22 protein-coding genes, 3 pseudogenes and 1 riboswitch are annotated in these 24,283 nt (G+C 51.2%); of the genes and pseudogenes, 16 read left to right on the top strand and 9 right to left on the bottom strand.

Annotated features, from left to right (window positions below):
- Positions 1 to 10: 10 nt before the first annotated feature.
- The gene (locus KNP72_RS02270) at positions 11 to 454 is read left to right on the top strand and encodes a DUF86 domain-containing protein (RefSeq protein ID WP_214831962.1); all 444 of its coding nucleotides are present in this window, start codon (positions 11 to 13) and stop codon (positions 452 to 454) included.
- Between the two features lie 4 nt (positions 455 to 458).
- Positions 459 to 1,229 carry a TIGR01457 family HAD-type hydrolase gene (locus KNP72_RS02265; RefSeq protein WP_214831960.1) on the top strand — a complete coding sequence of 257 codons (771 nt, stop codon included), beginning with the start codon at positions 459 to 461 and terminating at the stop codon, positions 1,227 to 1,229.
- Positions 1,230 to 1,263: 34 nt separating this feature from the next.
- Here KNP72_RS02265 and KNP72_RS02260 read toward each other — a convergent pair whose 3' ends face one another.
- Positions 1,264 to 1,521, bottom strand: a complete 258-nt coding sequence (locus tag KNP72_RS02260; protein WP_228617585.1) for a NifU family protein — start codon at positions 1,519 to 1,521, stop codon at positions 1,264 to 1,266.
- Positions 1,522 to 1,617: 96 nt separating this feature from the next.
- On the opposite strand from KNP72_RS02260, the gene KNP72_RS02255 reads away from it, so the two are divergent.
- Positions 1,618 to 1,911, top strand: coding sequence for a DUF1462 family protein (locus KNP72_RS02255; RefSeq protein ID WP_029595112.1), 294 nt, complete (start codon positions 1,618 to 1,620; stop codon positions 1,909 to 1,911).
- A 38-nt stretch (positions 1,912 to 1,949) separates the two neighbouring features.
- On the opposite strand, the gene KNP72_RS02250 is transcribed toward KNP72_RS02255, so the two are convergent.
- Both KNP72_RS02250 and KNP72_RS02245 read right to left on the bottom strand, forming a co-directional pair.
- Positions 1,950 to 3,380 (bottom strand): S8 family serine peptidase, encoded by a 1,431-nt coding sequence (locus tag KNP72_RS02250; RefSeq protein ID WP_214831958.1) that lies wholly within the window; start codon positions 3,378 to 3,380, stop codon positions 1,950 to 1,952.
- A 239-nt stretch (positions 3,381 to 3,619) separates the two neighbouring features.
- On the bottom strand, positions 3,620 to 4,675 hold the full coding sequence (locus KNP72_RS02245; RefSeq protein ID WP_021065516.1) for an NAD(P)/FAD-dependent oxidoreductase: 1,056 nt from the start codon (positions 4,673 to 4,675) through the stop codon (positions 3,620 to 3,622).
- Between the two features lie 97 nt (positions 4,676 to 4,772).
- Between KNP72_RS02245 and KNP72_RS02240 the strand changes: the two genes are divergently transcribed.
- Together KNP72_RS02240 and KNP72_RS02235 are read left to right on the top strand one after the other, a co-directional pair.
- Positions 4,773 to 5,009: a YuzB family protein gene (locus tag KNP72_RS02240; RefSeq protein WP_021065517.1), complete on the top strand. Its 237-nt coding sequence runs from the start codon at positions 4,773 to 4,775 to the stop codon at positions 5,007 to 5,009.
- Between the two features lie 210 nt (positions 5,010 to 5,219).
- Positions 5,220 to 6,431, top strand: a complete 1,212-nt coding sequence (locus KNP72_RS02235) for a NupC/NupG family nucleoside CNT transporter (protein ID WP_214831956.1) — start codon at positions 5,220 to 5,222, stop codon at positions 6,429 to 6,431.
- A 101-nt stretch (positions 6,432 to 6,532) separates the two neighbouring features.
- On the opposite strand, the gene KNP72_RS02230 is transcribed toward KNP72_RS02235, so the two are convergent.
- Together KNP72_RS02230 and KNP72_RS02225 are read right to left on the bottom strand one after the other, a co-directional pair.
- On the bottom strand, positions 6,533 to 7,111 hold the full coding sequence (locus KNP72_RS02230) for a nucleotidyltransferase family protein (protein WP_214831954.1): 579 nt from the start codon (positions 7,109 to 7,111) through the stop codon (positions 6,533 to 6,535).
- 74 nt (positions 7,112 to 7,185) lie between these two features.
- On the bottom strand, positions 7,186 to 7,773 hold the full coding sequence (locus tag KNP72_RS02225) for an ECF transporter S component (protein WP_031199812.1): 588 nt from the start codon (positions 7,771 to 7,773) through the stop codon (positions 7,186 to 7,188).
- A 160-nt stretch (positions 7,774 to 7,933) separates the two neighbouring features.
- Positions 7,934 to 8,075: riboswitch (FMN riboswitch) on the bottom strand.
- A 97-nt stretch (positions 8,076 to 8,172) separates the two neighbouring features.
- Here KNP72_RS02225 and KNP72_RS02220 point away from each other — a divergent pair.
- Complete coding sequence (locus KNP72_RS02220; protein WP_021065521.1) at positions 8,173 to 8,529, top strand: HesB/IscA family protein; 357 nt, start codon at positions 8,173 to 8,175, stop codon at positions 8,527 to 8,529.
- 39 nt (positions 8,530 to 8,568) lie between these two features.
- On the opposite strand, the gene KNP72_RS02215 is transcribed toward KNP72_RS02220, so the two are convergent.
- Positions 8,569 to 8,811: a hypothetical protein gene (locus tag KNP72_RS02215; RefSeq protein WP_214717630.1), complete on the bottom strand. Its 243-nt coding sequence runs from the start codon at positions 8,809 to 8,811 to the stop codon at positions 8,569 to 8,571.
- 129 nt (positions 8,812 to 8,940) lie between these two features.
- Here KNP72_RS02215 and KNP72_RS02210 point away from each other — a divergent pair, with 129 nt between their 5' ends.
- Complete coding sequence (locus KNP72_RS02210; protein ID WP_214831953.1) at positions 8,941 to 9,795, top strand: NAD-dependent epimerase/dehydratase family protein; 855 nt, start codon at positions 8,941 to 8,943, stop codon at positions 9,793 to 9,795.
- 35 nt (positions 9,796 to 9,830) lie between these two features.
- Here KNP72_RS02210 and KNP72_RS02205 read toward each other — a convergent pair whose 3' ends face one another.
- Entirely contained in the window at positions 9,831 to 10,808 is a 978-nt protein-coding gene (locus KNP72_RS02205; RefSeq protein ID WP_034778371.1) for an NAD(P)/FAD-dependent oxidoreductase, read from the bottom strand.
- A 266-nt stretch (positions 10,809 to 11,074) separates the two neighbouring features.
- Here KNP72_RS02205 and KNP72_RS02200 point away from each other — a divergent pair, with 266 nt between their 5' ends.
- The 5 genes and pseudogenes from KNP72_RS02200 to ptsG (KNP72_RS02180) form a co-directional block, all read left to right on the top strand.
- Complete coding sequence (locus KNP72_RS02200) at positions 11,075 to 12,286, top strand: NAD(P)/FAD-dependent oxidoreductase (RefSeq protein ID WP_214717628.1); 1,212 nt, start codon at positions 11,075 to 11,077, stop codon at positions 12,284 to 12,286.
- Positions 12,287 to 12,412: 126 nt separating this feature from the next.
- Positions 12,413 to 12,730, top strand: coding sequence for a YuiB family protein (locus KNP72_RS02195; RefSeq protein ID WP_021065526.1), 318 nt, complete (start codon positions 12,413 to 12,415; stop codon positions 12,728 to 12,730).
- Between the two features lie 105 nt (positions 12,731 to 12,835).
- A complete protein-coding gene (gene glcT / locus KNP72_RS02190; RefSeq protein WP_021065527.1) occupies positions 12,836 to 13,681 on the top strand; it encodes a glucose PTS transporter transcription antiterminator GlcT in 846 nt (281 codons plus the stop codon).
- A gap of 217 nt (positions 13,682 to 13,898) precedes the next feature.
- Positions 13,899 to 15,398, top strand: a pseudogene (gene ptsG / locus KNP72_RS02185) (glucose-specific PTS transporter subunit IIBC); the annotation flags it as partial.
- Positions 15,399 to 15,538: 140 nt separating this feature from the next.
- Positions 15,539 to 17,476 (top strand): annotated as a pseudogene (gene ptsG, locus KNP72_RS02180) (glucose-specific PTS transporter subunit IIBC); the annotation flags it as partial.
- A 136-nt stretch (positions 17,477 to 17,612) separates the two neighbouring features.
- Here the strand turns inward: ptsG (KNP72_RS02180) and ptsP are convergent.
- Positions 17,613 to 19,331: a phosphoenolpyruvate--protein phosphotransferase gene (gene ptsP / locus KNP72_RS02175; RefSeq protein ID WP_214717627.1), complete on the bottom strand. Its 1,719-nt coding sequence runs from the start codon at positions 19,329 to 19,331 to the stop codon at positions 17,613 to 17,615.
- Between the two features lie 329 nt (positions 19,332 to 19,660).
- On the opposite strand from ptsP, the gene KNP72_RS02170 reads away from it, so the two are divergent.
- Together KNP72_RS02170 and KNP72_RS02165 are read left to right on the top strand one after the other, a co-directional pair.
- Entirely contained in the window at positions 19,661 to 21,103 is a 1,443-nt protein-coding gene (locus KNP72_RS02170) for a leucyl aminopeptidase (RefSeq protein ID WP_214831951.1), read from the top strand.
- A gap of 135 nt (positions 21,104 to 21,238) precedes the next feature.
- A complete protein-coding gene (locus tag KNP72_RS02165; protein WP_214831950.1) occupies positions 21,239 to 21,898 on the top strand; it encodes a DUF429 domain-containing protein in 660 nt (219 codons plus the stop codon).
- Positions 21,899 to 21,902: 4 nt separating this feature from the next.
- Here KNP72_RS02165 and ytvI read toward each other — a convergent pair whose 3' ends face one another.
- Positions 21,903 to 23,030, bottom strand: a complete 1,128-nt coding sequence (gene ytvI, locus KNP72_RS02160) for a sporulation integral membrane protein YtvI (RefSeq protein WP_214717623.1) — start codon at positions 23,028 to 23,030, stop codon at positions 21,903 to 21,905.
- Between the two features lie 85 nt (positions 23,031 to 23,115).
- Here ytvI and KNP72_RS02155 point away from each other — a divergent pair, with 85 nt between their 5' ends.
- On the top strand, positions 23,116 to 23,901 hold the full coding sequence (locus KNP72_RS02155) for a MazG nucleotide pyrophosphohydrolase domain-containing protein (protein WP_214717622.1): 786 nt from the start codon (positions 23,116 to 23,118) through the stop codon (positions 23,899 to 23,901).
- Positions 23,902 to 24,030: 129 nt separating this feature from the next.
- Positions 24,031 to 24,276 (top strand): annotated as a pseudogene (locus KNP72_RS16100) (SH3 domain-containing protein); the annotation flags it as partial.
- Positions 24,277 to 24,283 lie beyond the last annotated feature (7 nt).

Here is a 24,283-nt window from a genome sequence, read left to right as displayed (position 1 = left end):
GGGGATTGCGATGTATTTTGTAAACAGAGAAAAGATTAATGAGACGTTGACCCATATGGAGACGATGCTCAGTCGACTCGACCAATTAGAGGGGGACGCGTTCACCATCGAGCTGGCGAAACAACGTTTGGCCGTTCACTTGATAGAGGGCGTGATTGACGTCGGCAACTCAATGATTGACGGGTTCATCATGCGTGACCCGGGCAGCTATGAGGATATTGTCGACATCTTGCTCGACGAGCGTGTGCTCGACGCCGAGACGGCCGAAGCGACGAAAGCGCTCGTCGGATTACGGGCGCACTATGTCAGGGAGTTCGTCACGGCAGATTCGGCCCGGTTCGACGCCTGGGTCGACCGTGATAAATCAACGTTCGAGGCATTCCCAGAGCAGGTCCGACGCTATCTCGAGGTGGAGCTCGGTCCTGTATCAGCATTTTTACCAGAAAGCGAGTGATTGGATGAATCCGATTAAAGGATACTTATTTGATTTAGATGGCACGATGTATGCGGGGACGGCCCCGATTCAAGCAGCGGTCGATTTCGTGAATCGACTCGAGGCGACCGGCTTCCCATACTTATTCGTCACGAACAACGCGTCGATGACGCCGGAGCAAGTGGCGGATAAACTTGTCTCGATGGGAGTGCATGTGACGCCTGAGCACGTATTGACAAGTGCGATGGCGACGGCCCGTTATATCGAGAAGATGACGCCAGGGGCGACGATTTACATGATTGGGGAAGATGGCCTGCGCCTGGCGCTCGAAGAACGCGGTTTCCATGTGACGGAAGAGGCGAAGGCGGATTACGTCGTCGTCGGGCTCGACCGAAACATCACATACGAAAAGTTGGCGAAAGGCGCGCTCGCGATCCGCTCCGGCGCTCGTTTCATTTCGACGAACGGCGATATCGCCATTCCGACTGAACGCGGCTTTTTACCAGGGAACGGTGCGCTCACGTCCGTCTTGACGGTGACGACGGAAAAAGATCCGTTCTTTATTGGCAAACCGGAACCGGTCATGGTCGATATCGCGCTTGAGATGATTGGTCTCACGAAAGAAGAAGTCGTCATGGTCGGGGATAACTACCATACTGACATCTTGTTCGGGATCAACGGCGGGATTCGGACGCTCCACGTCAACTCAGGCGTACATGGTCCGGCTTTCATTCAGGAACAAGAAAAACTCCCGACCTATATGGTCGAGAGCTTGGACGAATGGACGCATGCATGAAAAAAAGGGATGACATGATTGTCTCCCTTTTTGTTTAGAATACTTGTTCGACTTCAACGATGCCAGGTACTTCTTCGATGAGCGCGCGCTCAATCCCGGCTTTCAATGTAATTGTTGAAGATGGGCAGCTGCCGCATGCACCCATCAAACGAAGTTTGACGATGCCTTCTTCTACATCAACGAGTTCGACGTCACCGCCGTCGCGAAGCAAGAACGGGCGTAATTTATCGAGTACTTCTTGGACTTGATCAAACATTTCCATGGTATCTACCCCTTTCTGGTTCTCTTTCATTCTAGCAAGTTTGAGATTGTTTCTCAATCATTAACGCTGAGCGTTTTGTGACGATGCCCCTTCTTGATTTTTGTATAATAGGAAAGAAGAGGGGGAATGGATATGAAAATCACCGTATATGGGGCCGAAGTACAGTGTGCGAGCTGTGTCGGGGCGCCGAGCTCGATTGAGACATATGAATGGTTGCAAAGCGCATTGGCACGGAAGTACCCGAATCAGGCGTTCGAATTCGAGTATATCGATTTTGAGACGGCGGACGATGACATCGCCGAAGCAATCAAGCAGGACGAGTGGTTCTATCCGCTCGTGCTCATCGATGGGGAAGTGGTGGACGAAGGGGTCGTCCAACTTCGGAAAGTCTATTCGGCCATCGAACAGACGACAGCATGAAAAGAGTCGAGCGACGATTGTCGTTCGACTCTTTTGCGTTATAGAAGACGGAACGACGACGTCGCCGAACCTGACGTGTAACCCGTGAGCGTCGCATCAGATTTCACTTGATACGTCCCACGTTGTGACGAAGAGGTTGTTGAGAGCGTGAACGTGATGGCGCCCGTTGAACTTGTCTTGCCTGTTCCTGTGAGCGTCGCGCCGTTTGGCTGTGTGACCGTCACACGGACGTCGGCGTTCGCGACCGCTTGGCCGTTCGAATTCCGGACTGTTGAAGAGATGGAGACGACTTCACCAGCGTAGTAAGTTGATTTCGATGTCGATACTGTCGTCGTGAGCGCTTGGACCGGTTGCGTCGTGCCGCCAGCCGTCGGTGCTTGCACGAGTCCGTTCCCGAACCATGTGTCACGTCCGGCCGTTCCGAGGTCGATTGAATCTTGTGATAGTTTCGTGCGGAGTTGCGAGCTCGACAACGTCGGGAACGCTTGCTTCATGAGTGCGAGGTTACCGGCGACGTAAGGTGTCGCCATCGATGTCCCGCTCATTTGACCGTAGCCGCCGTTCGCGAGTGTCGAGTTGATGCTCACACCTGGTGCCGCGACTTCGACCGTACTACCTGTCGCCGAGAACGAGGCGCGGTTATTGTTGATGTCCGTCGCCGCGACGGCGATGGCCGAGCTGTAACGGGCCGGGTAGTTGACGAGGTCGCCTGTACCGTCAGAGCGTCCGTTGTTACCGGCTGCCGCGACGACAAGGATACCCGCGTTATTGGCGCGATCGACGACCTGTTGGAGCGTCGTCGATGGACTTGTCGTCCCGAGACTCAAGTTGATGACGTCCATATCGTTCGTGATCGACCAGTCAATCCCGGCGATGATACTCGAGAGGCTACCACTACCGTCGGCTTCGAGTGCTTTAACGGCATAGATGCTCGCCTCATGGGCAATCCCGACCGTTCCGATGCTGTTGTTGCGGGCACCGATAATCCCGGCGACGTGCGTACCGTGACCGTTGTCATCCGCGTATGAGCTCGTGACTGTACTGAACGAGGCACCACCAGAAATCGTCAAATCAGGGTGCGGCGAGATTCCGGTATCAACGACCGATACTTTCACGCCTTTCCCGGTGTAGCCACTCTGCCAAGCTGATGGAGCTTTCAACTTCGGAATGCCCCAGTCTTGCGTCTGATTTTCGATTTGTACCGTTTGATCGACTTCCACGTGGGCGACGTTCGGGTTGTTCTTCAAGCCATTCAAGGCAGCCTTCGGTACTTCGAGCGCTGCGGCCGGAAGGTTTTTGTACTGTTGGCGAACTTCCATGCCTTCAATCGAGAGCGGGATGTTCTTCGCCGATTCCTTGAAGACGACGATGACACGTTCTTTCTCTTTGTTCGGGGCGGCTTCTGCGCCTCCTGGAACGGTTGACAAGACGAGCAGTGAGGCGAGGACAGTGCTGCAAACTTTTTTCAACTTGTTTCCTCCTTCGGGTTATGTAGGCGAGGTGACGCGATGTCGAACTGCCGTGCCCATAGAGTAACAAGTTTTCCCATCGGGTAGAATATGTCAATGGAATTAAAAATCTGAATATTTAGATAAGGATACAGGGGATTCAGATACAAGACTTTTGACTCAAGGAGATGGCGGCAGAACGCCAAATCGAACACGTTACACAAAAAAAACGGGTGACCGTAAAGGTCGACCCGTTCATGTTATTTAATGACTTTATGTTTCCAAAGAATTCCGGACTTGAGTAGCCGAGCGACTTTGCCGGTGAGCGACTGTTTGCCCATGAAGACGCCGAAGCCGGCCTTCTTCCCGAGCGAGCCGAGCGTTCCTCGAAGTTTGATATCCGGTAAATCCGGATAACTGACGCCTTTCCATTTACAGAGCAACACTTGGACGATCTGTTCCGCTTGCGCTTCCGCAAGTTGACCGGAAGGTGCATACGGAAGGCTGGCGTTGTCTCCGACGACGAAGATGTCCGGCTGTTCCGGGACGTAATGGTGCGGTGTCAATTTGACGCGCCCGCCGCCATCGAGTTCCCATCCTTGATTTCGGACGACGGCGACCGGTTGAATCCCAGCCGTCCAAACCGTCAAATCAGACGGGAAGTGTTGCTCGTGATTCCATAGGCCGTCGGCGTCGACCCGGACGATATTCGACTGGTTGATGACCTCGACGCCGTGCTCTTCGAACCAAGACTGGACATACATCGAGACACGGCTCGATAGGAACGATAAGACCGATGGGCCACGGTCGAACAAACGGACCGTCAAATCGGGACGGCTCTCGCGTAGCTCGCTGGCGAGTTCGACACCCGATAATCCAGCGCCGACGATTGAGACGATTGAACCGGGTGACAGACCGTTGATGGCTTGTTGGGTCTTACGTGATTCTTCTAACGTTTGGATGCTGTACGTGAACTCGGCTGCACCAGGCACATTGTGATACTTGTCCTCGCAACCGAGTCCGATGACGAGGTCGTCATACGGTACTTTTTCACCGCTCGCGAGCAGAACCATCTTGTCGCCTGCGTCGATATCGGTGACTTGACCGTATATGTAATCGATCTCTTCTGGAAAATCGATACGGATATCGCGATCCGATACGGTCCCCGCCGCAAGTGCATAATACTCTGTTTTTAACCCATGGTAAGGTAGACGATCGATGAGTGTGATCGATACATCCTTCAGCTGATGGCCGAGGACGCGTTCGATTACACGCATACCCCCGTAACCGCCTCCCAAGACGACTAATTTGCGCATAAAAATCCCCCTTTGTTACACTTCAACTGTATCATGTTATAATACGCCGTAGAAGAACCATTTTCCTGTTTTGAGGGAAAGGGGAAGGGTGAATGACATGATGAATCCGATCATTGAGTTCTGTGCCTCCAATTTGGCGATGGGCTCGCAAATCGCCCGGGCCAAACTAGAGTCCGATCCAGACCTGGATGTCGTTGAATACGGCTGTACAGGCTACTGTGGCGTCTGTTCGCTCGACTTGTTTTGCCTAGTCGATGGCGAGGTCGTGACGGGAGATACGCCAGAGCAACTCGTGACGAACGTATATGAAAAAATTGAAGAAATGGCTTGGTGAAAAAGTTTGAAGCAACTTCAAACTTTTTTTATTTTGACTGTTTTGACCCGTTGCATTTTTAAAAAGGGTCTGTTATATTCAAAGAGGTTCGAATGTAGGTTGTCTGACGTTTAACAACATAAAAAGAAAGCGTTTCAAACGGTAGGACATATCTCGATTCGGGTATATCACAATATCAGGTTTCCCCAATATGAAAGGAGCACAACACCAATGAATATCATGAGCGTGGTTGGTATTTTGGCACTAATTGGAATCGCTTACATCTTCTCAACCAACCGTAAAGCCATCAAATGGCGTACCGTTCTTGCCGCTTTCGCGGTACAGTTTACGTTCGCTTTCCTCGTCCTCTTCACATCAGCAGGACGTAGCGCGTTAGAATGGATCTCAGGAGGCGTTCAGAACGTCTTGAACACAGCAAATGACGGAATCGCCTTCGTTTTCGGTACAGCTGTAGGAGGGGACAACTTCGTCTTCGCATTCCAAGTGTTGCCGATTATCATTTTTATGTCTTCTTTAATCGCTTTGCTTTACTACCTCGGTGTCATGCAATGGGTCATCCGAATTCTCGGTACAGCCCTTGCGAAAGCTCTCGGCACATCACGTAAAGAGTCGCTCTCAGCGACGGCAAACATCTTCGTCGGTCAAACGGAAGCACCGCTTGTCATCAAGCCTTACCTTCCAACGATGACACAATCGGAGCTCTTCGCCGTCATGGTCGGGGGACTCGCGTCGGTTGCCGGTTCGGTTCTCGCTGGATACGCTGCCCTTGGTGTACCGCTCGAGTACTTGCTCGCAGCGAGCTTCATGGCTGCACCTGCTGGTCTCTTGTTCGCCAAAATCATCGTTCCTGAAACAGAAGAGTACAATGATGACATCGAAATCGCTGAAGATGAAGAGGACAAAGCAGCGAACTTCGTCGATGCAGCCGCTCGCGGTGCGTCTGACGGTCTCTTCCTCGCCTTGAACGTCGGTGCGATGCTTCTCGCCTTCGTTTCATTGATTGCGCTCGTCAACTTGATTCTTGGTGGAATCGGCGGCTTGGTCGGATTTGAGAGCCTCTCACTTGAATTGATTCTTGGTTACGTGTTTGCACCACTCGCGTTTATCATCGGTGTACCGTGGGCTGATGCGGTTCAGTTCGGTAGCTTCCTCGGTCAAAAACTCGTCTTGAACGAATTCGTTGCCTTCTCTGAATTCGCACCAATCATCGGTACTGGTGAACTTTCAGCACGTACGGAAGCGATGATCGCCTTCGCACTTTGTGGATTCGCCAACATCTCGTCACTTGCAATCCTTCTCGGTGGTCTCGGTGGAATGGCACCGAACCGTCGGAACGACATCGCACGTATGGGTGTCCTCGCGATTCTCGCAGGTACGCTTGCCAACTTGATGTCAGCCACGCTTGCTGGTCTGCTTCTCTAATCAAATCCGATATACCCAGAGTGATCACTTCGGTGGTCACTCTTTTTTGTGAAGACGTTTATGAACGCACAGCAAAACCCGACCGTATCGGCGGTCGGGTTCTACAGTCCGTGACGAGTCACGTCCACTTCTTGAAGTTTCGGCCAAATGGCTTGCCAATTCTTATTTTGGATCCGCGCTTGATAAATGTGGTGATGCGGGGATCCGTCTGCAAATGCTGGGGTCGGTCGCAGCCTCAATTCGATGATGTCATCAACACCGTAAGGCGCGGCCACGATCAAGCGGTCGTTCGCATCGAGGCTGACCCCGATGGCGGTGACGGTCTCGGGGAAATGGGCCAAGGCGTCGATCGCCGACTGATAGGGCGGCAATTGATTAACCAGATGCATCCGCGCTTGATTTTTGACCGACCACGGGACGGTCGGGGACAGGACGTGTAATTGTGCCTCATATTCTTTTTCAATCGCCTCGTCAATTTGAGACCGGTCAAAGTAGATGACATCGACGTCCTCGGTCGGCGTTGGTGTTGGATAGCCATGCACGTCATCCCATATCTTCGCCCGCACGTATCCGGCACAGATCCACCAGTCGGGTAGCTCGAGGGAAGCGACGTCTTTCAAGAGACCCCTCAATTCCGAATCATTCTCTAAAAAGTGAGTGACCTCTTCAATCGTTTTCAAGTGATTCCCTCCTATTCTTCCTCAAGCATAACGCAACCATACAAAAAAGCACCTATTTCTAGGTGCTTTTCGCATTAAGCCTGGAGTTGCATCCGCTGGCGTTCGATCCACGGCTTCAATTTGAGGAAGAGGGGGACGAACAAGGCGCTAATCAACAACGCTTTGATGAGGTTGAACGGCAAGATGCCGTAGAGGACGAGGTCCGTTTTAACTGCCGGTTGCGCCATCTCGGTCATGCCGAAGAAGAACGCGTAGGCTGGTAAGATGAGTAAATAGTTCAAAATCGCCAAGCTGAGTGCCATCGTGATCGTACCGGCCACGAGACCTGAAGCGAGCGCTTTATTCGTTTTACGTTTATGGTAGAACCATGCGACCGGATACATGAAGGCGACTCCTGCAAAGAAGTTTGCGACTTCACCGACCGGAACGCCGCCACCGTTAAAGACATAGTAGAGGACGTTTTTTAGAGCGACGACCACGACGCCTGCGAGTGGGGAGAAGACGATCCCGGCGACGAGCGCGGGAATGTCACTAAAGTCCACTTTTAGAAATGGTGGTAGGAAAGGCAGCGGGAAGTTAAAGAGCATGAGGACAAAAGAAATGGCCCCGAGCATCGATAGCGTCACCAGTGTTGTCAATCGTTTGTTGCGCGTTGTTTTCATCAAAATCTCTCCTTTTGTCGCTCCTTGATGAATGGCACCCGTCGCATAAAAAATCCCGATTGCATCATACAATCGGGAGAGGTTACGCGCATACGAAATAGATGTTTTCCGTCGCGGAAGAGACCACGTCAAAGAAAACATCCGGATATCGGTCGGATGCCGCCATCTTCTCCCATCCAGACTTTACTGTCGGCTTTCGAATCTCACGAAATCAGCAAGCAACGCCTTGCTCGCTCACGGGCTGAGAAGATCATGTCTTCAATACCGCCGGTCGGGAATTTCACCCTGCCCCGAAGATGGAACGATTTAATTTTTTTTGTTACAGTTTAGTTATACAAGATATTTCACAAAATCTCAAGTCAGTTGACTTGAAGTTAAGATAATGAAGGAGGAGTTCAGATGATTCATTTGACAGAGTCAGCTGCATTACAAGTCATCGATATGATGAAACAGACAGAACACCCCGAGAATCAGTACTTGCGCATCAAGGTCCAAGGCGGAGGCTGCACCGGTCTCTCGTACGGAATGGGATTCGATGAAGATAAAACGGATCGAGATATCCAATTCGACCATCACGGCGTCCGCGTCATCGTCGCCGAAGCCGACCATGGGGTCGTCGACGGGCTCGAAATCGACTATAAGCAGTCGATGCTCGGAGGCGGGTTCACGATTAAAAATCCGAACGCCATCGCCACGTGTGGATGTGGTTCGAGTTTCCGGACGGCGTCGAACGCCGGGACACCTGGAGATTGCTAAACGAAAGGCCAATCGTGTGGACGATTGGCCTTTTTCGATTCAGTCGGTTTCTTCCATCAAAATCAAGCGAATCACTTTGGATGTCGCATTCAATTCGATGTGATGTTGCCAAGGGCGGAACGCCGTGATTTTGCATGTGTCGGTCGTGATTTGGAACGAACAGACGCTCTCTTCCTCTTGGTCAAGCACTGAGTAGCGGCTGAAATCGGATAAGCTTTGGTAGATGGCGTATTGTTTCGGTAACTCACACGTCCATCCTTTTTCTAACATGATTTGATGCATGGGTCTCGCCTCTTTCTTCTATCATATATATAAGAATAACAAAAAAATTCAAGGATGTGGAAGATTAGTCGAGAGGAACCAAGGGAAAATGAAAAGAGATGTCATTTTTATGTAGGAGGGGTAGGGACGATGAGAAAAGTATTGATATTCGGTGGGTCACGCTATTTTGGAAAGCGGTTGGCGCTTCGCTTGGCGGAGACCGGTGATGATGTGACGATTGTGACGCGTGGACAGCTCCAAGTGCCAGAGGCGGAAGGCATTCGTTCCATCAAAGGGGACCGACAGTCGGTGGCGACGATGAAAGATTTATCGCGCGACCGTTACGACCTCGTCTATGACAATATTTGTTTCAATCCATATCAGGCGAAAATCGCATCGGACGCGTTCATGGATCAAGTTGGCAAATATGTGCTCACGTCGACGATGTCGGTCTATGCACCTGGCGCCGATTTGAAAGAAAGTGACTTCAATCCGCTTCATCATGACTATCATCTCGAGTCCGATCACGACTATGGACAAGGTAAACGAGAAGCCGAGTCCTACTTCTTTCACCGCGCCTCGTTCCCGGTCGCGACCGTCCGTCTGCCGATCGTCTTAGGTCCAGACGACTATACGGATCGTCTCAAGTTTTATATCGATGCCGTCCGTCGAGAAGAGCCGATCGTCCTGCATCATCCCGAAGCAAAGATGGGCTTTATCTCAAGTTTTGAGGCGGCGTCGTTTTTAGAGTGGGTCGGTCGGGCCAATGTGACCGGTCCGTTCAATGCGGCGAGTGAGGGCATCATCTCACTCGGTGCACTCATGGAGCGGATTGGCCATCATTTAAATAAACCGGTCCAAATCATCAAAGACGGCGAGTCGTCGCCATATGATACGGACGTCGACTATTACATGTCGATTGCCGAGGCGAAAAAGGCCGGCTTCGTCTTTACCCAACTCGATGACTGGCTCGATCGGGTCATCCTCCAAACCATCCGTAAATGAAAATGGCCCTCATCGCGATGATGAGGGCCATATCTTTATTTCCCGGCAAATACCGAAGTTGAGTGTTGCGGGTGACGCGCTGTCGGGTCGACGAGCTGCTTCACTTGGTTGATGGCGATTGGGGCTTCTCCGAAGCCGGTCGCAATCAATTTCACTTTTCCTTCATACGTGGCGATGTCACCGCAAGCGAAGATGCCGGCGACCGTCGTCTCCATGCGTGAGTCGACGCGGATTGTGTTCTTCTCGAACTCCATGCCCCAGTTTTTGATTGGGCCGAGTGACGAGACGAAACCGTAGTTACAGATGAGGTCATCGATCTCGACGAATTTCGATTCGCCGTCTTTGTCCGTCAATTCGACCGACTCGATGTGCGTCTCACCTGAGAGTGATTCGATGTTATATGGCGTCCAGACGTTAATCGTCGAAGCTTTCATCTGTTCGACCGTATGCTCGTGGGCCCGGAAGCGGTCACGGCGATGGACGATATGGACTTCTTTGGCGATGCCTTCGAGCATGAGTGCCCAGTCGACGGCAGAGTCGCCGCCACCGGCGATCATGACGCGACGGTCACGGAACTTCTCCATGTTGTCGACGAAGTAATGAAGGTTCGCATAGTCTTCGCAACCATCGAGGCCGAGCGGTCGTGCGGCGAATGCCCCGTTCCCAGCCGTGATGATGATGGCTTTCGTATGGTACTCATCTTTATTCGTCGTAATCTGGAACGTGCCGTCTTCAAGACGCTCGACCGTTTCAACGGTCTCCCCGAGACGGTAGTCTTGTTCGAACTGATCAGCCTGGGCTTTCAATTGGTCAATCAAATCTTGGGCCTTCACTTTCGGGAAGCCCGCGATGTCGTAAATATATTTTTCTGGATACAATGTCGACAATTGTCCGCCGAGTTGTGGCAAACTTTCAATCAACGCCGTATCAAGTTGGCGCATACCTGCATAAAATGCGGTGAACAGTCCGACCGGGCCGCCACCGATGATGATCACATCTTTCGTCGATTTCATCGAATTCCTCCTCAAAACGTATACATCTATTATAGTGACAATCGTGAATTAAATCCATTCTGTACAAACATGCTACACATTCAAAAAAATTTCAAGAAGATATGCTTTTCCATTGAGAAAACAAAACAAACAGCGTACAATGAACGAGAAGCAATTGTGAACATTGGTTGAACAAGGTTTAGGCTTTATTGTGAACACTCATGTGAAAAAACACACAACATGATTGTTCAAGAAAACAAAACTATCAAAACAAGGTGGAAATGAACATGAAACGACCTAACATTGTTATTCTTGGCGCAGGTTTCGGTGGACTCATCACAGCGGTCAACCTCCAGAAGACGCTCTCAGCTGGCGACGCGAACATCACGCTCATCAACAAGCATGATTACCATTACCAGACGACGTGGCTTCATGAGCCAGCGGCCGGAACGATGAAACCGGATCAAGCTCGCATTTACATCAACGACGTCGTGAACCCGTCACGTGTGAAATTTGTCAAAGGGATCGTCGATCGCGTCGATACTACGGCAAAACAAGTCTTGCTCGTAGACGGTTCAGCAGTTGAATATGATTATGTCGTGTTCGCGCTTGGCGGCGTACCGGAGACATTCGGTATCCCTGGCCTTAAAGAGCATGCGATGACAATCAGCTCGCTCAACAGCGTCCGTAAAATCAAAGAACATATCGAGTACTCGTTCGCTCAATATAAAACGAACGGTTCAGCTGACCGCTCGTACGTGACGATTGTTGTCGGTGGCGCCGGCTTCACAGGAATCGAGTTCCTCGGTGAGCTCGTCAACCGTGTGCCTGAGCTTTGCAAACAGTATGACGTGCCACGTGAAGCGGTTCGCATCGTGAACATCGAGGCCGCTCCGACTGTACTTCCTGGTTTCGACCCAGAACTCACGACGTATGCGCAGAAATGGCTCGAACGAAACGGCGTCGAGATGAAACTCGGCAACGGCATCAAAGGCGTTGAGCCTGGTGTCGTCACATTCGGTCCACTCCAAGGCGACACGACAGAGACGATTGAAGCGAACACGATTCTCTGGACAGGTGGCGTCAGCGGTAGCCCGATCGTTGAGAAGTCTGGTTTTGAAGCGGTCCGTAACCGTGTCATGGTCGAGGCGGACAACCGTGCCCCTGGTCACGACAACGTCTTCATCATCGGTGACTGCTCGGCTGTCATGGATCCGGTCTCAAACCGTCCATACCCGCCGACTGCCCAAATCGCGACACAACAAGCGCACAACGTGGCGAAAAACATCGCAGCACTCATCAACGGGAAATCAACTTCGAAGTTCACGTATGAGAGCAAAGGGACAGTCGCATCACTTGGCCATAACGACGGCATCGGTATCGTCATGGGCAAAAAGATCTTCGGTCGCAACGCTTCATTCATGAAGAAAGTGATCGACAACAAACACTTCCTCGAATTGAAGAAGTACGGTCTCGTCCTCAAAAAAGGTAAATTCTAAGCCATATATCTGAGTGGCCCGCTCCTAGGAGCGGGTCACTTTTTTATTGTCGGTAGGGTGCGGTTCACCTTTGACCTAAGCGCAGACGATTCGGTATAATAGACAACGGGAAAAGGGGGCAATCGCATGCATATCATCCAGGCTGTCATTGGGGCGATTCTTTATTTGGTCATCTTCTTCAGCATCGGCTTCATTTTGAACATGCTACTTAAAAAAACATGGACGCTCGTGTTCATCTATCCGATTTTCGTCATTATGATGATTGATAACGTCAAGCTCTCGAGTTACATCACGGAGACATCGACCGCGCTCGCCAACGTTTACGAACGGGTGCTCGGACTTCAGTTTTTGGATGTGTTCATGCTTGGTTTCGGACTGCTCGGTGCGATTTTGGCCGGCGTCACGATCCGCTACTTGCGTAAGAGTGGTTACTCAATGTTTTAAAGACGGCAGAAATGTTCGTCTTTTTTGTTTTCTGCCTACTTTTTTAGAAGGCGAACCGATATACTAGATAAGATAACGATTTAATTAGTAAGGGATGCGATGAGAATGACATTACCGATGTATACGATCAAGAAAGTGTTGAATAATAGCGTTGTCATTTGCCAACATGATCCGGAACCGGAAGTCATTCTACTCGGGAAAGGGATTGGCTTCGGCAAGAAAGCGGGCGATCTCGTCGACCCGGCCAGTGTCCCGGAGAAAGTGTATCAACTGACAGATAAAGAAGAGCAATCACAATACCGTGAGCTCGTCAAACACGTCGATGAAGACTTTATTGCCTTCATGCAAGAAATCGTCGGGTTTATCGAGAACAATACGGGCAAAAAAGTCGATCAACATATTCATATCGGTTTGACTGACCACTTGTTCTTCACGATGAAGCGAATCGAACAAGGGATGGAAGTGACAAATCCGTTCTTGCTCGAGACCGAATCGCTCTATCCGAACGAGTACGCGCTCGCCGAACGTATCGTCGATATGATTCACGAGCGGCTCGACGTGCTGTTGCCCGATGCGGAGATCGGATTTATCGCGCTCCATATCCATTCGGCGACGACGTTTAAAAACGTCCTCGAGGTCAACCGGCACAACCAAATCATCGGGCAAATCGTTCAGACGATTGAGAGTCGTTTGAACGTCAAAATGGACCGGAGTTCACTCGATTATAAGCGCTTACTTCGGCACTTAAGGTACGCCGTTGAGCGGGTTGCGACGGGTGAGATGGTGGAGGCCCCACAAAAAATTGAAAAGGTATTGCGCGAAGAATATCCGCTATGCTATAGTACTGCTTGGGAGCTGATGGGCATCATGGAACGCGAATTAAAGCGTCCTGTCCCGCGAGGTGAAGCGACATATTTGACGATGCATCTCCAGCGCCTAACAAGTAGATAACTGATACCACGTATCTTACGTGTTACTGATTCGATCAGGCATGAGTAAGGAGTGGAACGCAACGATGTCTCCATTAGGAGAGGTCTACGTTCTATACCTTATTCATGCCTGTTTCTGTTTTTATAAACGTTTATTATGAAAACGTTTAGATACGTCGGTTGTCTGACATCTACAGTCGTCTTTCCGCACGAGACAATCACAAAAAGGAGGATTTATCATGTTTAAGCAGATCTTTGGTGTTCTTCAAAAAGTCGGTAAAGCACTTATGCTTCCTGTAGCGATCTTGCCGGCAGCCGGTCTTCTTCTTGCATTCGGTAACGCGATGCAAAACCCGGCCCTCACATCACGCGCTGGTTGGTTAACGAACGCAGGCGTTGTGAAATTCGCTCAACTCATGGAGCAAGCGGGTGGCATTATCTTCTCGAACTTAGCACTCTTATTCGCAGTCGGTGTCGCGATCGGTTTAGCAGGGGACGGCGTTGCCGGACTCGCAGCCATCGTCGGATTCCTCATCATGAACAAAGTTATGGGTGTTTGGCTCGAACTCACACCTGAAATCATCGCACAAGGTGATCCGGCTTACGCATCAGTACTCGGGATTCCAACGCTCCAAACTGGGGTATTCGGGGGGATCATCGTCGGTCTGATCGCCGCCTGGGCATATAATAAGTACTTCAACATCGAGTTGCCGCAATTCCTTGGCTTCTTCGCTGGTAAGCGTTTCGTCCCAATCGTTACTGCGGTATTGGCAGTTGTCGCTGGTTTCGTCATGCTTCTCATCTGGCCACCAGTTCAGCACGGCTTGAACACGTTCTCAAACTTCATGTTGACTGAAAACCGCACGTTCGCGGCATTCATCTTCGGTTTGATCGAACGTTCATTGATTCCATTCGGTCTTCACCACATCTTCTACTCACCATTCTGGTTCGAGTTCGGTTCGTACACGGATGCAGCGGGTAACATCGTTCGTGGTGACCAAGCTATCTTCTTCGCACAAATTCGTGATGGCGCTGAACTCACAGCCGGTACGTTCATGACTGGTAAGTACCCGTTCATGATGTTCGGTCTTCCAGCAGCAGCACTCGCAATGTACCACGAAGCACGTCCTGAACGTAAAGCAGTCGTCGGTGGTCTCTTGGCATCGGCAGCACTTACATCGTTCTTGACTGGTATCACTGAGCCGATCGAGTTCTCATTCTTGTTCGTTGCTCCACTCTTGTTCGCAGTACACGCAGTCTTCGCGGGCCTTTCATTCATGGTCATGCACATCTTGAACGTCAAAATCGGGATGACGTTCTCGGGCGGTTTGATCGACTACCTTCTCTTCGGTGTACTTCCTAACCGTACAGACTGGTGGCTCGTCATTCCAGTCGGTCTCGTGTTCGCAGTCGTTTACTACTTCGGATTCCGCTTCGTTATCCGTAAGTTCAACCTTAAAACACCGGGCCGTGAAGATGAAGTCGTTGAGCAATCAACTGCTACAGGTTCGGAACTTGCACAAGATATCCTCGTTGGTTTCGGTGGTTCACAAAACATCAAACACCTTGACGCATGTATCACACGTCTCCGCGTCGAAGTAAAAGATAAGAGCCAAGTTAACAAAGAAGAGTTGAAACGCCTCGGGGCAGCTGGTGTCCTTGAAGTCGGTAACAACGTTCAAGCCATCTTCGGACCACGTTCGGATGCATTGAAATCAGAAATGCAAGCGGTCATCGCTTCAGGTAACGAAAAGAAAGCAAACTGAATGAAGCTATAAGCCAATCCATTATGGATTGGCTTTTTTTGTATGGGTGAAACGGTTTCAGCCTACTGGCAGATGGGGAAAAGTAAGTATTCTGACAAAAGGAGGGAACCATGATGTGGAAGAAAGTGTTTGGTGTTTTGCAACGAATCGGGAAGGCACTCATGCTTCCGGTTGCGATTCTACCGGCAGCCGGTCTATTACTCGCATTTGGTACCGCGTTCCAAAATCCTGATCTCGTTTCGCTCTTGCCTTTCTTGGCAAACGATTCACTCGTCCTCGTCTGGCAAGTTATGACAGATGCCGGGGATATCGTGTTTGCCAATCTAGGTCTATTGTTCGCCGTCGGTGTCGCCATCGGGCTAGCCAACGGGGACGGTGTTGCCGGGTTAGCAGCTATCGTTGGTTATTTGATTATGAACAAGGTTATCAGCACGTGGAACGGTATTACCGCGGAAATCGCCCAGGGAGACCCGGCCTATGCCACGGTACTCGGGATCCCGACGCTCCAAATGGGGGTATTCGGGGGTATTATCGCAGGTCTCATTGCCGCATTCGCGTACAACAAGTACTTCAACATCAAGTTGCCGGATTTCTTAGGGTTCTTTGCAGGGAAACGGTTCGTGCCTATCGCGACCGCCGCGTTCAGCTTGGTGATCGGGATTGCGCTCGCCTACATTTGGCCGCCGATCGGTTCAGCGATCAACACGTTCTCGAGCACGATCATTGAAGCGAACGTCGCCGTTTCAGCCTTTGTCTTCGGTTTGGTCGAGCGTTCCTTGATCCCGTTCGGTCTGCACCACATTTGGTACTCTCCGTTTTGGTTCCAGTTCGGGGAATATACGAACCAGGCGGGAGACCTCGTCCAAGGGGACCAACGGATCTTCTTCGCACAATTACGTGATGGAGTCGAATTTACGGCCGGTACGTATATGACCGGGAAGTTCCCGTTCATGATGTTCGGATTGCCTGCCGCTTGTCTCGCCATGTTCCACACGGTCCCGAAAGAGCGTCGCAAAGACGTCGAAGGACTTTACTTCTCAGCAGCCCTCACCTCATTCTTAACGGGAATCACCGAGCCGGTCGAATTCTCGTTCGTCTTCGTTGCACCTCTACTCTTTGGTATTCACGCCGTCTTTGCTGGACTATCCTTTATGACCATGCACTTGCTTAACGTTAAGATTGGGATGACGTTCTCAGGCGGACTCATCGACTATCTATTGTTCGGAGTGTTGCCGAACCGGACAGCCTGGTGGCTCGTCATTCCAGTCGGCCTCGTCTTCGCGGTCATTTATTACTTCGGGTTCCGCTTCGCCATTACGAAGTTCGACTTGAAAGTGCCGGGACGTGAAACCGTCGCCGAAGGCAAAGGCGCCCGTGCCGTCGTCGGAGACGATTTACCGTACGAAGTGCTCGTGGGTCTCGGCGGACCTGAAAACGTCAAACACCTCGACGCCTGTATCACGCGTCTTCGCGTCACCGTGAACGATGTGAAACAAGTCGATAAAGACTTGCTGAAAGATTTGGGAGCGGCCGGAGTACTCGAAGTCGGAGATAATATTCAAGCCATCTTCGGACCGAAATCGGATACGCTCAAATCGCAAATCGCGGCCATCATCGAGGGCGGCGAATACAAACCGAAAGAAAAAGCCGTCATCACACCAGAAGCGGCCGAACATGCCGATCATCGCTTCCTCGCCCCGATGTCGGGTGTCATCTTGTCACTCGATGACGTTCCGGACCAAGTCTTCTCGGGCCGTATGATGGGTGAAGGGTTTGCCATCGAACCGAGTTCAGGACAAGTCGTTGCGCCGGTCACGGGACAAATCACGACGTTCTTCCCGACGAAACATGCGATCGGTCTACTTGCGGACGATGGACGCGAGATTCTTATCCATGTCGGACTCGATACGGTCAATCTGAAAGGCGAAGGTTTCGTCGCCAAAGTGAAAGAAGGCGACCGCGTCGAAGCGGGGGATGTCTTGCTCGACGTTGACCTCAATTTGATTCGTGACAAAGTCCCATCGCTCATCACGCCGATCATTTGGACGAACGGAGACGGTAAAATCGTCGTCGTCCCATTCGGAGAGACGGTCGTCGCCGGTGAAGCGCTCGACTTCAGAACGGATGATAAAGGAGCCGAGTAAACAAAAAAGAAGCTCTCGCAGCTGCGAGAACTTCTTTTTTTTGTTACTTCTTAATATCGAATTTTTCACTGAGGAAGTTCACGACTTCTTCAGCTGTATCCATGTTGAGGACGTCGTTGACGATCGCTTCTGTTTCTGACTTCGTCAAACGCTTCACGAGGCTACGTGCGCGAAGGACGCTTGAAGCTGACATCGAGAACTCGTCAAGGCCAAGTCCGAGAAGGATTGGAATCGCGAGCTCTTCTCCAGCCATCTCGCCACACATGCCGACCCATTTGCCAGCTTTATGTGCTTCTGTGATGACGTTGTGGAGAAGGTTCAAGATGGCCGGGTTGAACGGTTGGTACAAGTACGAGACTTTCTCGTTCATGCGGTCCGCTGCCATCGTGTATTGAATCAAGTCGTTCGTGCCGACTGAGAAGAAGTCGACTTCTTTCGCGAATTGCTTCGCCATGACGGCAGTCGATGGAATCTCGACCATCATCCCTGTCTCGTAGTTACCGACAGCGATGCCTTCTGCTTTCAACTTCGCTTCTTCTTCGAGAAGGAGCGCTTTCGCCGCGCGGAACTCTTCAAGTGTCGCGATCATTGGGAACATGATGGCGAGGTCACCGTGCGCTGAGGCACGGAGAAGGGCGCGAAGTTGTGTGCGGAACAAGTCCGTCTCTTCGAGGCAAAGGCGAATCGCGCGATAGCCGAGGAACGGGTTCATTTCTTTTGGAAGGTCGAGGTAAGACAATTCTTTATCTCCACCGATATCGAGCGTACGGATGACGACTTGTTTGCCGTCCATACCTTCGAGTACTGCTTTATAGGCTGTATATTGCTCTTCTTCCGTCGGGAACGTTTCTGAGTCCATGTAGAGGAACTCGGTCCGGTAAAGGCCGATGGCGTCAGCGCCGTTTTTCAACACGCCTTCGAGGTCGTTCGGTGTACCGATGTTTGCCGCAAGTTTGACTTTATGGCCGTCGGCTGTGACTGACTCTTCGTTGACGAGTTGTTTCAACTCTTCTTTGTAAGCTTCGAATGAAGCACGTTTTTCAATATATTCATTGACGAGTTCTTCAGACGGGTTGACGAAGACGTCGCCTTCTGTCCCGTCGATGACGACGAGGTCGCCGTTCTTGATTTTTTCGAGCGCTACTTTTGTTCCGACGACAGCAGGAATCTCGAGTGAGCGAGACATGATCGCTGAGTGAGACGTACGTCCACCAATGTTTGTCGCGAAACCTTTGACGTATTTACGGTTGAGTTGCGCCGTGTCAGACGGTGTCAAATCTTCAGCGATGATGATGACTTCTTCAGAAATCGACGCAGGCGTCATGAATGTGACACCGAGGATATGCGCCATGACGCGTTTTGTGACGTCACGAACGTCGGCAGCGCGTTCACGCATGTACTCATTATCCATCGATTCAAAGATCATGACCATCATTTGAGCGACTTCATCGAGCGCCTTCGCAGCGTTCATGTGTTCGCTTTCAATTTTGTCGTTCACTTGTGAGACGATCTCAGGATCCTCGACGATGAGCAAGTGAGCCGAGAAAATCTCAGCCTTGTCTTCACCGAGCTCACGAAGCGTGATTTGACGGATTTCTTCGAGTTCTGTTTTTGACTGAGCGATGGCCGCTTGGAAACGGGCTTTCTCAGCTGCTACGTCCTCGATTTTGTTTGTCGGGATGTCGAATGAAGGTGTCTCCATGACGAATGCTTTCGCAACTGCGATTCCTGCAGATGCGCCAATACCTTTAATGTGTGACATAAGCGTAGTCCCTCTCTTCAAAGAAATAGTGGTTTCCAATGTTATCTCGTTAGTTCTTACCCGAAATGAAAAAGGAACTAACGAAAACCTGGAAGATTAAAGTAGCAACGGTCTACTACTAGGGGAAGCCTCGACCGAACAAAATGGCCTCGCCTCAACAGTGAGGGATGCCTGATTGCGTACTTTCTTATCCTATCATAAAATAAATCATCGTCACAACGAGGAGTTAACGCCTGAATTCGAAGAATTCATGACTCTTACGCATACTGTTTCATTATTTCGCCGAAGTTCGTTATGCTAACCATATATAAAGAAGGGAAGTGGCAAACATGTATCAAGTGAAGGATTTAGATTGGAACGGTTCATATGACACGATCGTCGTCGGAATCGGTGCTGCCGACACGATTGACGAAGGCCTCGATATGTTGTTTAACGGGCGCGTCAAGTCGCTCATCCAAGCGTCGGACATCTCGACGAAAACAGGGGAACTGTCCATCGTCCCGACGTTCGAAGGAACGGTCAAACGCATCCTATTCGTCGGTCTTGGACAACGCAACGAGAATACGCCTGAGAACGTGCGCAATTGGTTCGGGAAAGTCGCGAAACAAATTAAAGCACGCGCCTTCACAAACGTCGCGGTCGCGCTCGACGCGTTCGGACCGAACACGGCGAAACTGTTTGCCGAAGCGTATGAGATGGCGACATATGAGCACCCTACATACAAATCTGAACCGAAGCCGGCGAAGTCAGACGTGACGATCACGTTGCTCGGTGCTGGTGTAGAGGAAGAGGCGTTGACGGGTGCCGCTTACGGACGCGGTGTCAATGTCGCACGGACGCTCACGATGATGCCGGCCAATATTTTGACGTCGGAAACACTCGCGGACTATGCGGTCGAATTGGCCGAACGTCATGGATTCAGCCATCGCATCTTGGAGAAGGAAGAGATGGAGGCGCTCGGGATGGGTGCACTGCTCGCCGTCAATCAAGGGTCGACCATCCCGCCGAAATTGATTGTCCTCGAATACCACGGTGCAGGCGATGCAGCGCCCGTCGCCGTCGTCGGAAAAGGAATCACGTTTGATACGGGTGGTTACTCAATCAAGCCGAAAGACGGCATCGTCGGTATGAAAGGCGACATGGGGGGCGCGGCGACCGTGCTCGGCCTATTCGAGACGCTTGCGACGACGAAACCGAACGTGAACGTCATCGGCGTCATCCCATCGACGGACAACATGATCTCAGGGGACGCGTTCAAACCGGATGATGTCATCACGGCGATGAGCGGGAAGACGATTGAAGTGCTCAATACCGACGCAGAAGGTCGTCTCGTCCTCGCCGACGCAGTCACGTTTGCCAAGACGTATGAACCACAAGCCATCATCGATGTGGCGACGCTCACGGGCGGTGTACTCGTCGCACTCGGCACAGAAGTGACTGGTTGCCTGACGAACGATGCGTCGCTCTACGGCGCCTTAGAAGCTGCGAGCCGAGAGACGAATGAACTCGTCTGGCAAATGCCATACTTCGACGTCTTCATTAAACAAGTCCGGAAATCAGAAGTCGCAGATTTGAACAACTCGCCGGGCCGTTATGGGCATATGATCTTTGGTGGCGCGTTCGTCGGTGAGTTTGTCGGCGACACGCCTTGGCTCCACCTCGATATCGCCGGGACGAGTGAACGTTCGGCGGCAAGCGATCTCGGACCAAAAGGACCGACTGGGGTCATGGTACGCACGCTCGCATTGATGCTCGAAGAGTGGAAACGTTGAAGTCAGGATTGTTATTGATTGGCTTAGCCGTCGTCTTCGGACTCGGATACACGGCTTGGCCGAGTCAATGGTTGTTGGGAGTGACCGTCTTATGCGCGGTGCTCGGAATATTGTTTTTGATGCAGGAGGGACGACGTGGTCGGAGTAGGAATTGATGGCGCGAGCGGGAGCTGGGTACGAATCACGTACGATAGCATCTCGCTCTGTTTGACCATCTCAGAAAAGTTGGAAGATTTATTGATTGAAGGGGCCGTCCACTTTGTCGACATGCCGAAAGACTTGGCGACGATCGATGCGCCGGACCGGTCGTGTGATGCCTGGATGCGGTCACAACTGAAGCAGCGGAAGTCGTCCATCTTCACGCCGCCGATTCAAGACGTGCTCATGGAGGCGTCCTATGCCGAGGCGAATGCGAAGAGCCGGGAACTGGTCGGAAAAGGGATCAGTAAACAGGCGTGGAACTTGGTGCCGCGCATCCGTGAGTTTCAAACGATCACGGATGCGGACGTCTACGAGTCGCATCCTGAAGTGTGTTTTGCCGTCATGACGGGGAACGAGGCGGCCTTCAGCAAGAAGACCGAGGCGGGAGAGCTCGAACGGATCGAGTTGTTGCGCCGTTATTCGAACAGCTCGCCATGGAAATGGAAGATGTCGAACGTGCAAGTCGATGATATCATCGACGCCTGTATTTTGGCCGTTGCCGCCTATGAGGCGGGCACGACCGGGATGGTGACGCATCCGGACCAAACTGAAGGGGCACCGTTCGTGGCGGTACCGAAGACAAAAGAGCGATGACGTGTCATCGCTCTTTTGGTGTCGTCGGCCCGATGACGAACTTCCACATGTAGTGGAACACTTGGGCGTTATAGAGGGCTTTAAGCAGGACGGCCAATACCGGCCCTAAAATGAAGCCGAGTACCCCGAACAGTTGGAGCCCGACAAAAATCGAGATGAGGGCGGCGAGCGGGTCGAGGCCGATGTGAGAGCCGACGATTTTCGGTTCGGCCAGATTGCGTTGCACGATAACGACGATATAGAGGACGACGAGCCCAATCGCGAGGAACCATTCGCCCGTGACGGCGGCATAGGCGGCCCACGGCAATAACAGCGTCCCGACACCGAGGTACGGCAACAAGTCAAAGATGGCCGCGAGCAGGGCGAACGAGAACGGGTTGTCGACACGAAGGATGAACATGCCGATTAAGACGATTCCGAACGTGATCGAGATGAGCGTCAATTGCGCGCGGACGTAACCGAACAGCGCCGAGCGCAAATTCGTCATGACGAGCTCGAACTCTTTGAAACCTTTTCGTTCATTCAAGCGAGCGATGGACTTCATATAGTCCGGCCAGTCTTTTGTGATGAAGAACCAGGCGAGCACGATGACGATGAACAAGAGCAAGACGAGCGGCAACGCGCTCAAGATGCCCTGCAACAAGCCGGCGACCCCTCGGGACAAGACGCCGATCGCGGCGCCGAGCTGGACACCGATTTCGGTGATGCCACCTTCGAGCGAATTCGCCTGTCCAGGGTTGAGTCGTTGGATGCTGTCGTATGCATCGTTGACCCATGGGGCGAGTTTTTCATTGAATAGACGTTGTATGTATTCGGTAAACGTTTCAATCTGGGCAGGCAATTTTTCGGCGGCAATCGTCAAATAGCGAATGAGTTGGGTCACGACGATGGCAATCACTCCGCTGACGATGCTCATGACAATCAATAAAGATACGAGAGTGCCGAGGGCGCGTGGCAACTTGGTCTCACGCTCGAACCAGTTGACGAGCGGGACCGTCAACAAGGATAACAAGAGAGCGAACACGAATGGATACGTGTACGTGAAGAGGACGCTCAGTCCCCAGATGACAAAGATGAGCCCGATGATGACGAGCAGGAAACGAAGTAGTTGCCATAGTCTGGCTGGCGACACGATGCATTGCCCCTTTCCTAACAATTGGATTGAGCATAGTATACCACGCAAGCGGTAAATATAGAGGATGGATAGGTGATTAAATATGAAGGAATTACAACGACGAATCGATCAAATGATTATTCATTTAGGTGGCTATTGGCGGCCGCTGTCGGGATTGGCCCGACTGCTAGAAGAAGTCGGTGAAGTCGGCGGAGCATTGTATGCGAACGACCAATCGGCGCTACGGGAAGAACTGATGGACGTATTCGTCATTTCGACGTGTCTGGCGAACCAGTACGCCATCACGCTTCAGCGTCAAGAGGCCGGAAATGGTCAGGAGGCGCAGGACAAGACGTACTATCGGCTCGTTCGTGAGGCCGGGGAAGTCGGACGGATTTTAAACGCCTATGAAGGGGACAAAAAACTGAAGGCGTCCGCGACGCCGGGTTCGTTGCAGCGACATATCGAGGCTGTCCAACGAGCGGTCCTCGACCTTGCGTCCCAAAACGACTTTGATTTATATGCAGCGATTGGCTCACTCATCGAAGACAAGTCATCCCGGGACTTCGGACGTTTCGACCATACCCCGGACCCGATCACGGAAGCGTCGGTCCGCGCCTATGTGGCGTATGTAGAAGGACGCTATTGGGGTGGAGTAGCGGCTAAACCTTCTGAGGCGGCAAGCCGATATAGAGAGCGGGAACAACACTTGGCTCGATTTTTAAAAATTGCCCAAGTCGAGGGTCTCGACGGGTTCGTCATTCAACAGCCTGACCCGTCATTTTTGATTGAACATTCGATAAAAGGTGATTTCGGTATCCCGTCGTCTTTCACCGTGGAGATGGAGGATAATGAAGCGGGCACGTTTGTGGTGATTCGGAAAATGTAAATAAATACATTTACCTCATTGTTAAAATATTCAATTTATTATGCAAATTTTCACTTTTTTAATGCGGGCAGTATGCTAATATGAACATGTTATCAGTTCTGATGTCTCATGTAGAAAGGAATATTTTGGATGATTATAAATTTTTTTAAAACAGTAATAATTCTTATTGTCATGCTGTTTTCTATCCAGATTCCGATAGCGGAAGCTGCTCCGTTAGAAGGGAAAACAACAGTTAATTTAAATTTACGCGCCTCACCGAGCACAGGTGGGAAATTGATTCAAACTTTGAAAAAAGGAACGACAGTAAAATACGCAACGCATAACAAATCATGGCATAAAGTATATGTTAAAAATCGAGTTTATTATGCTTCTTCAGCCTATA

This window comes from Exiguobacterium sp. s152, assembly GCF_018618335.1.
Classification (GTDB): domain Bacteria; phylum Bacillota; class Bacilli; order Exiguobacteriales; family Exiguobacteriaceae; genus Exiguobacterium; species Exiguobacterium chiriqhucha.
The sequence above is the reverse complement of the archived record's forward strand: the minus strand, read 5'-3'. Positions and strand labels throughout refer to the sequence as shown.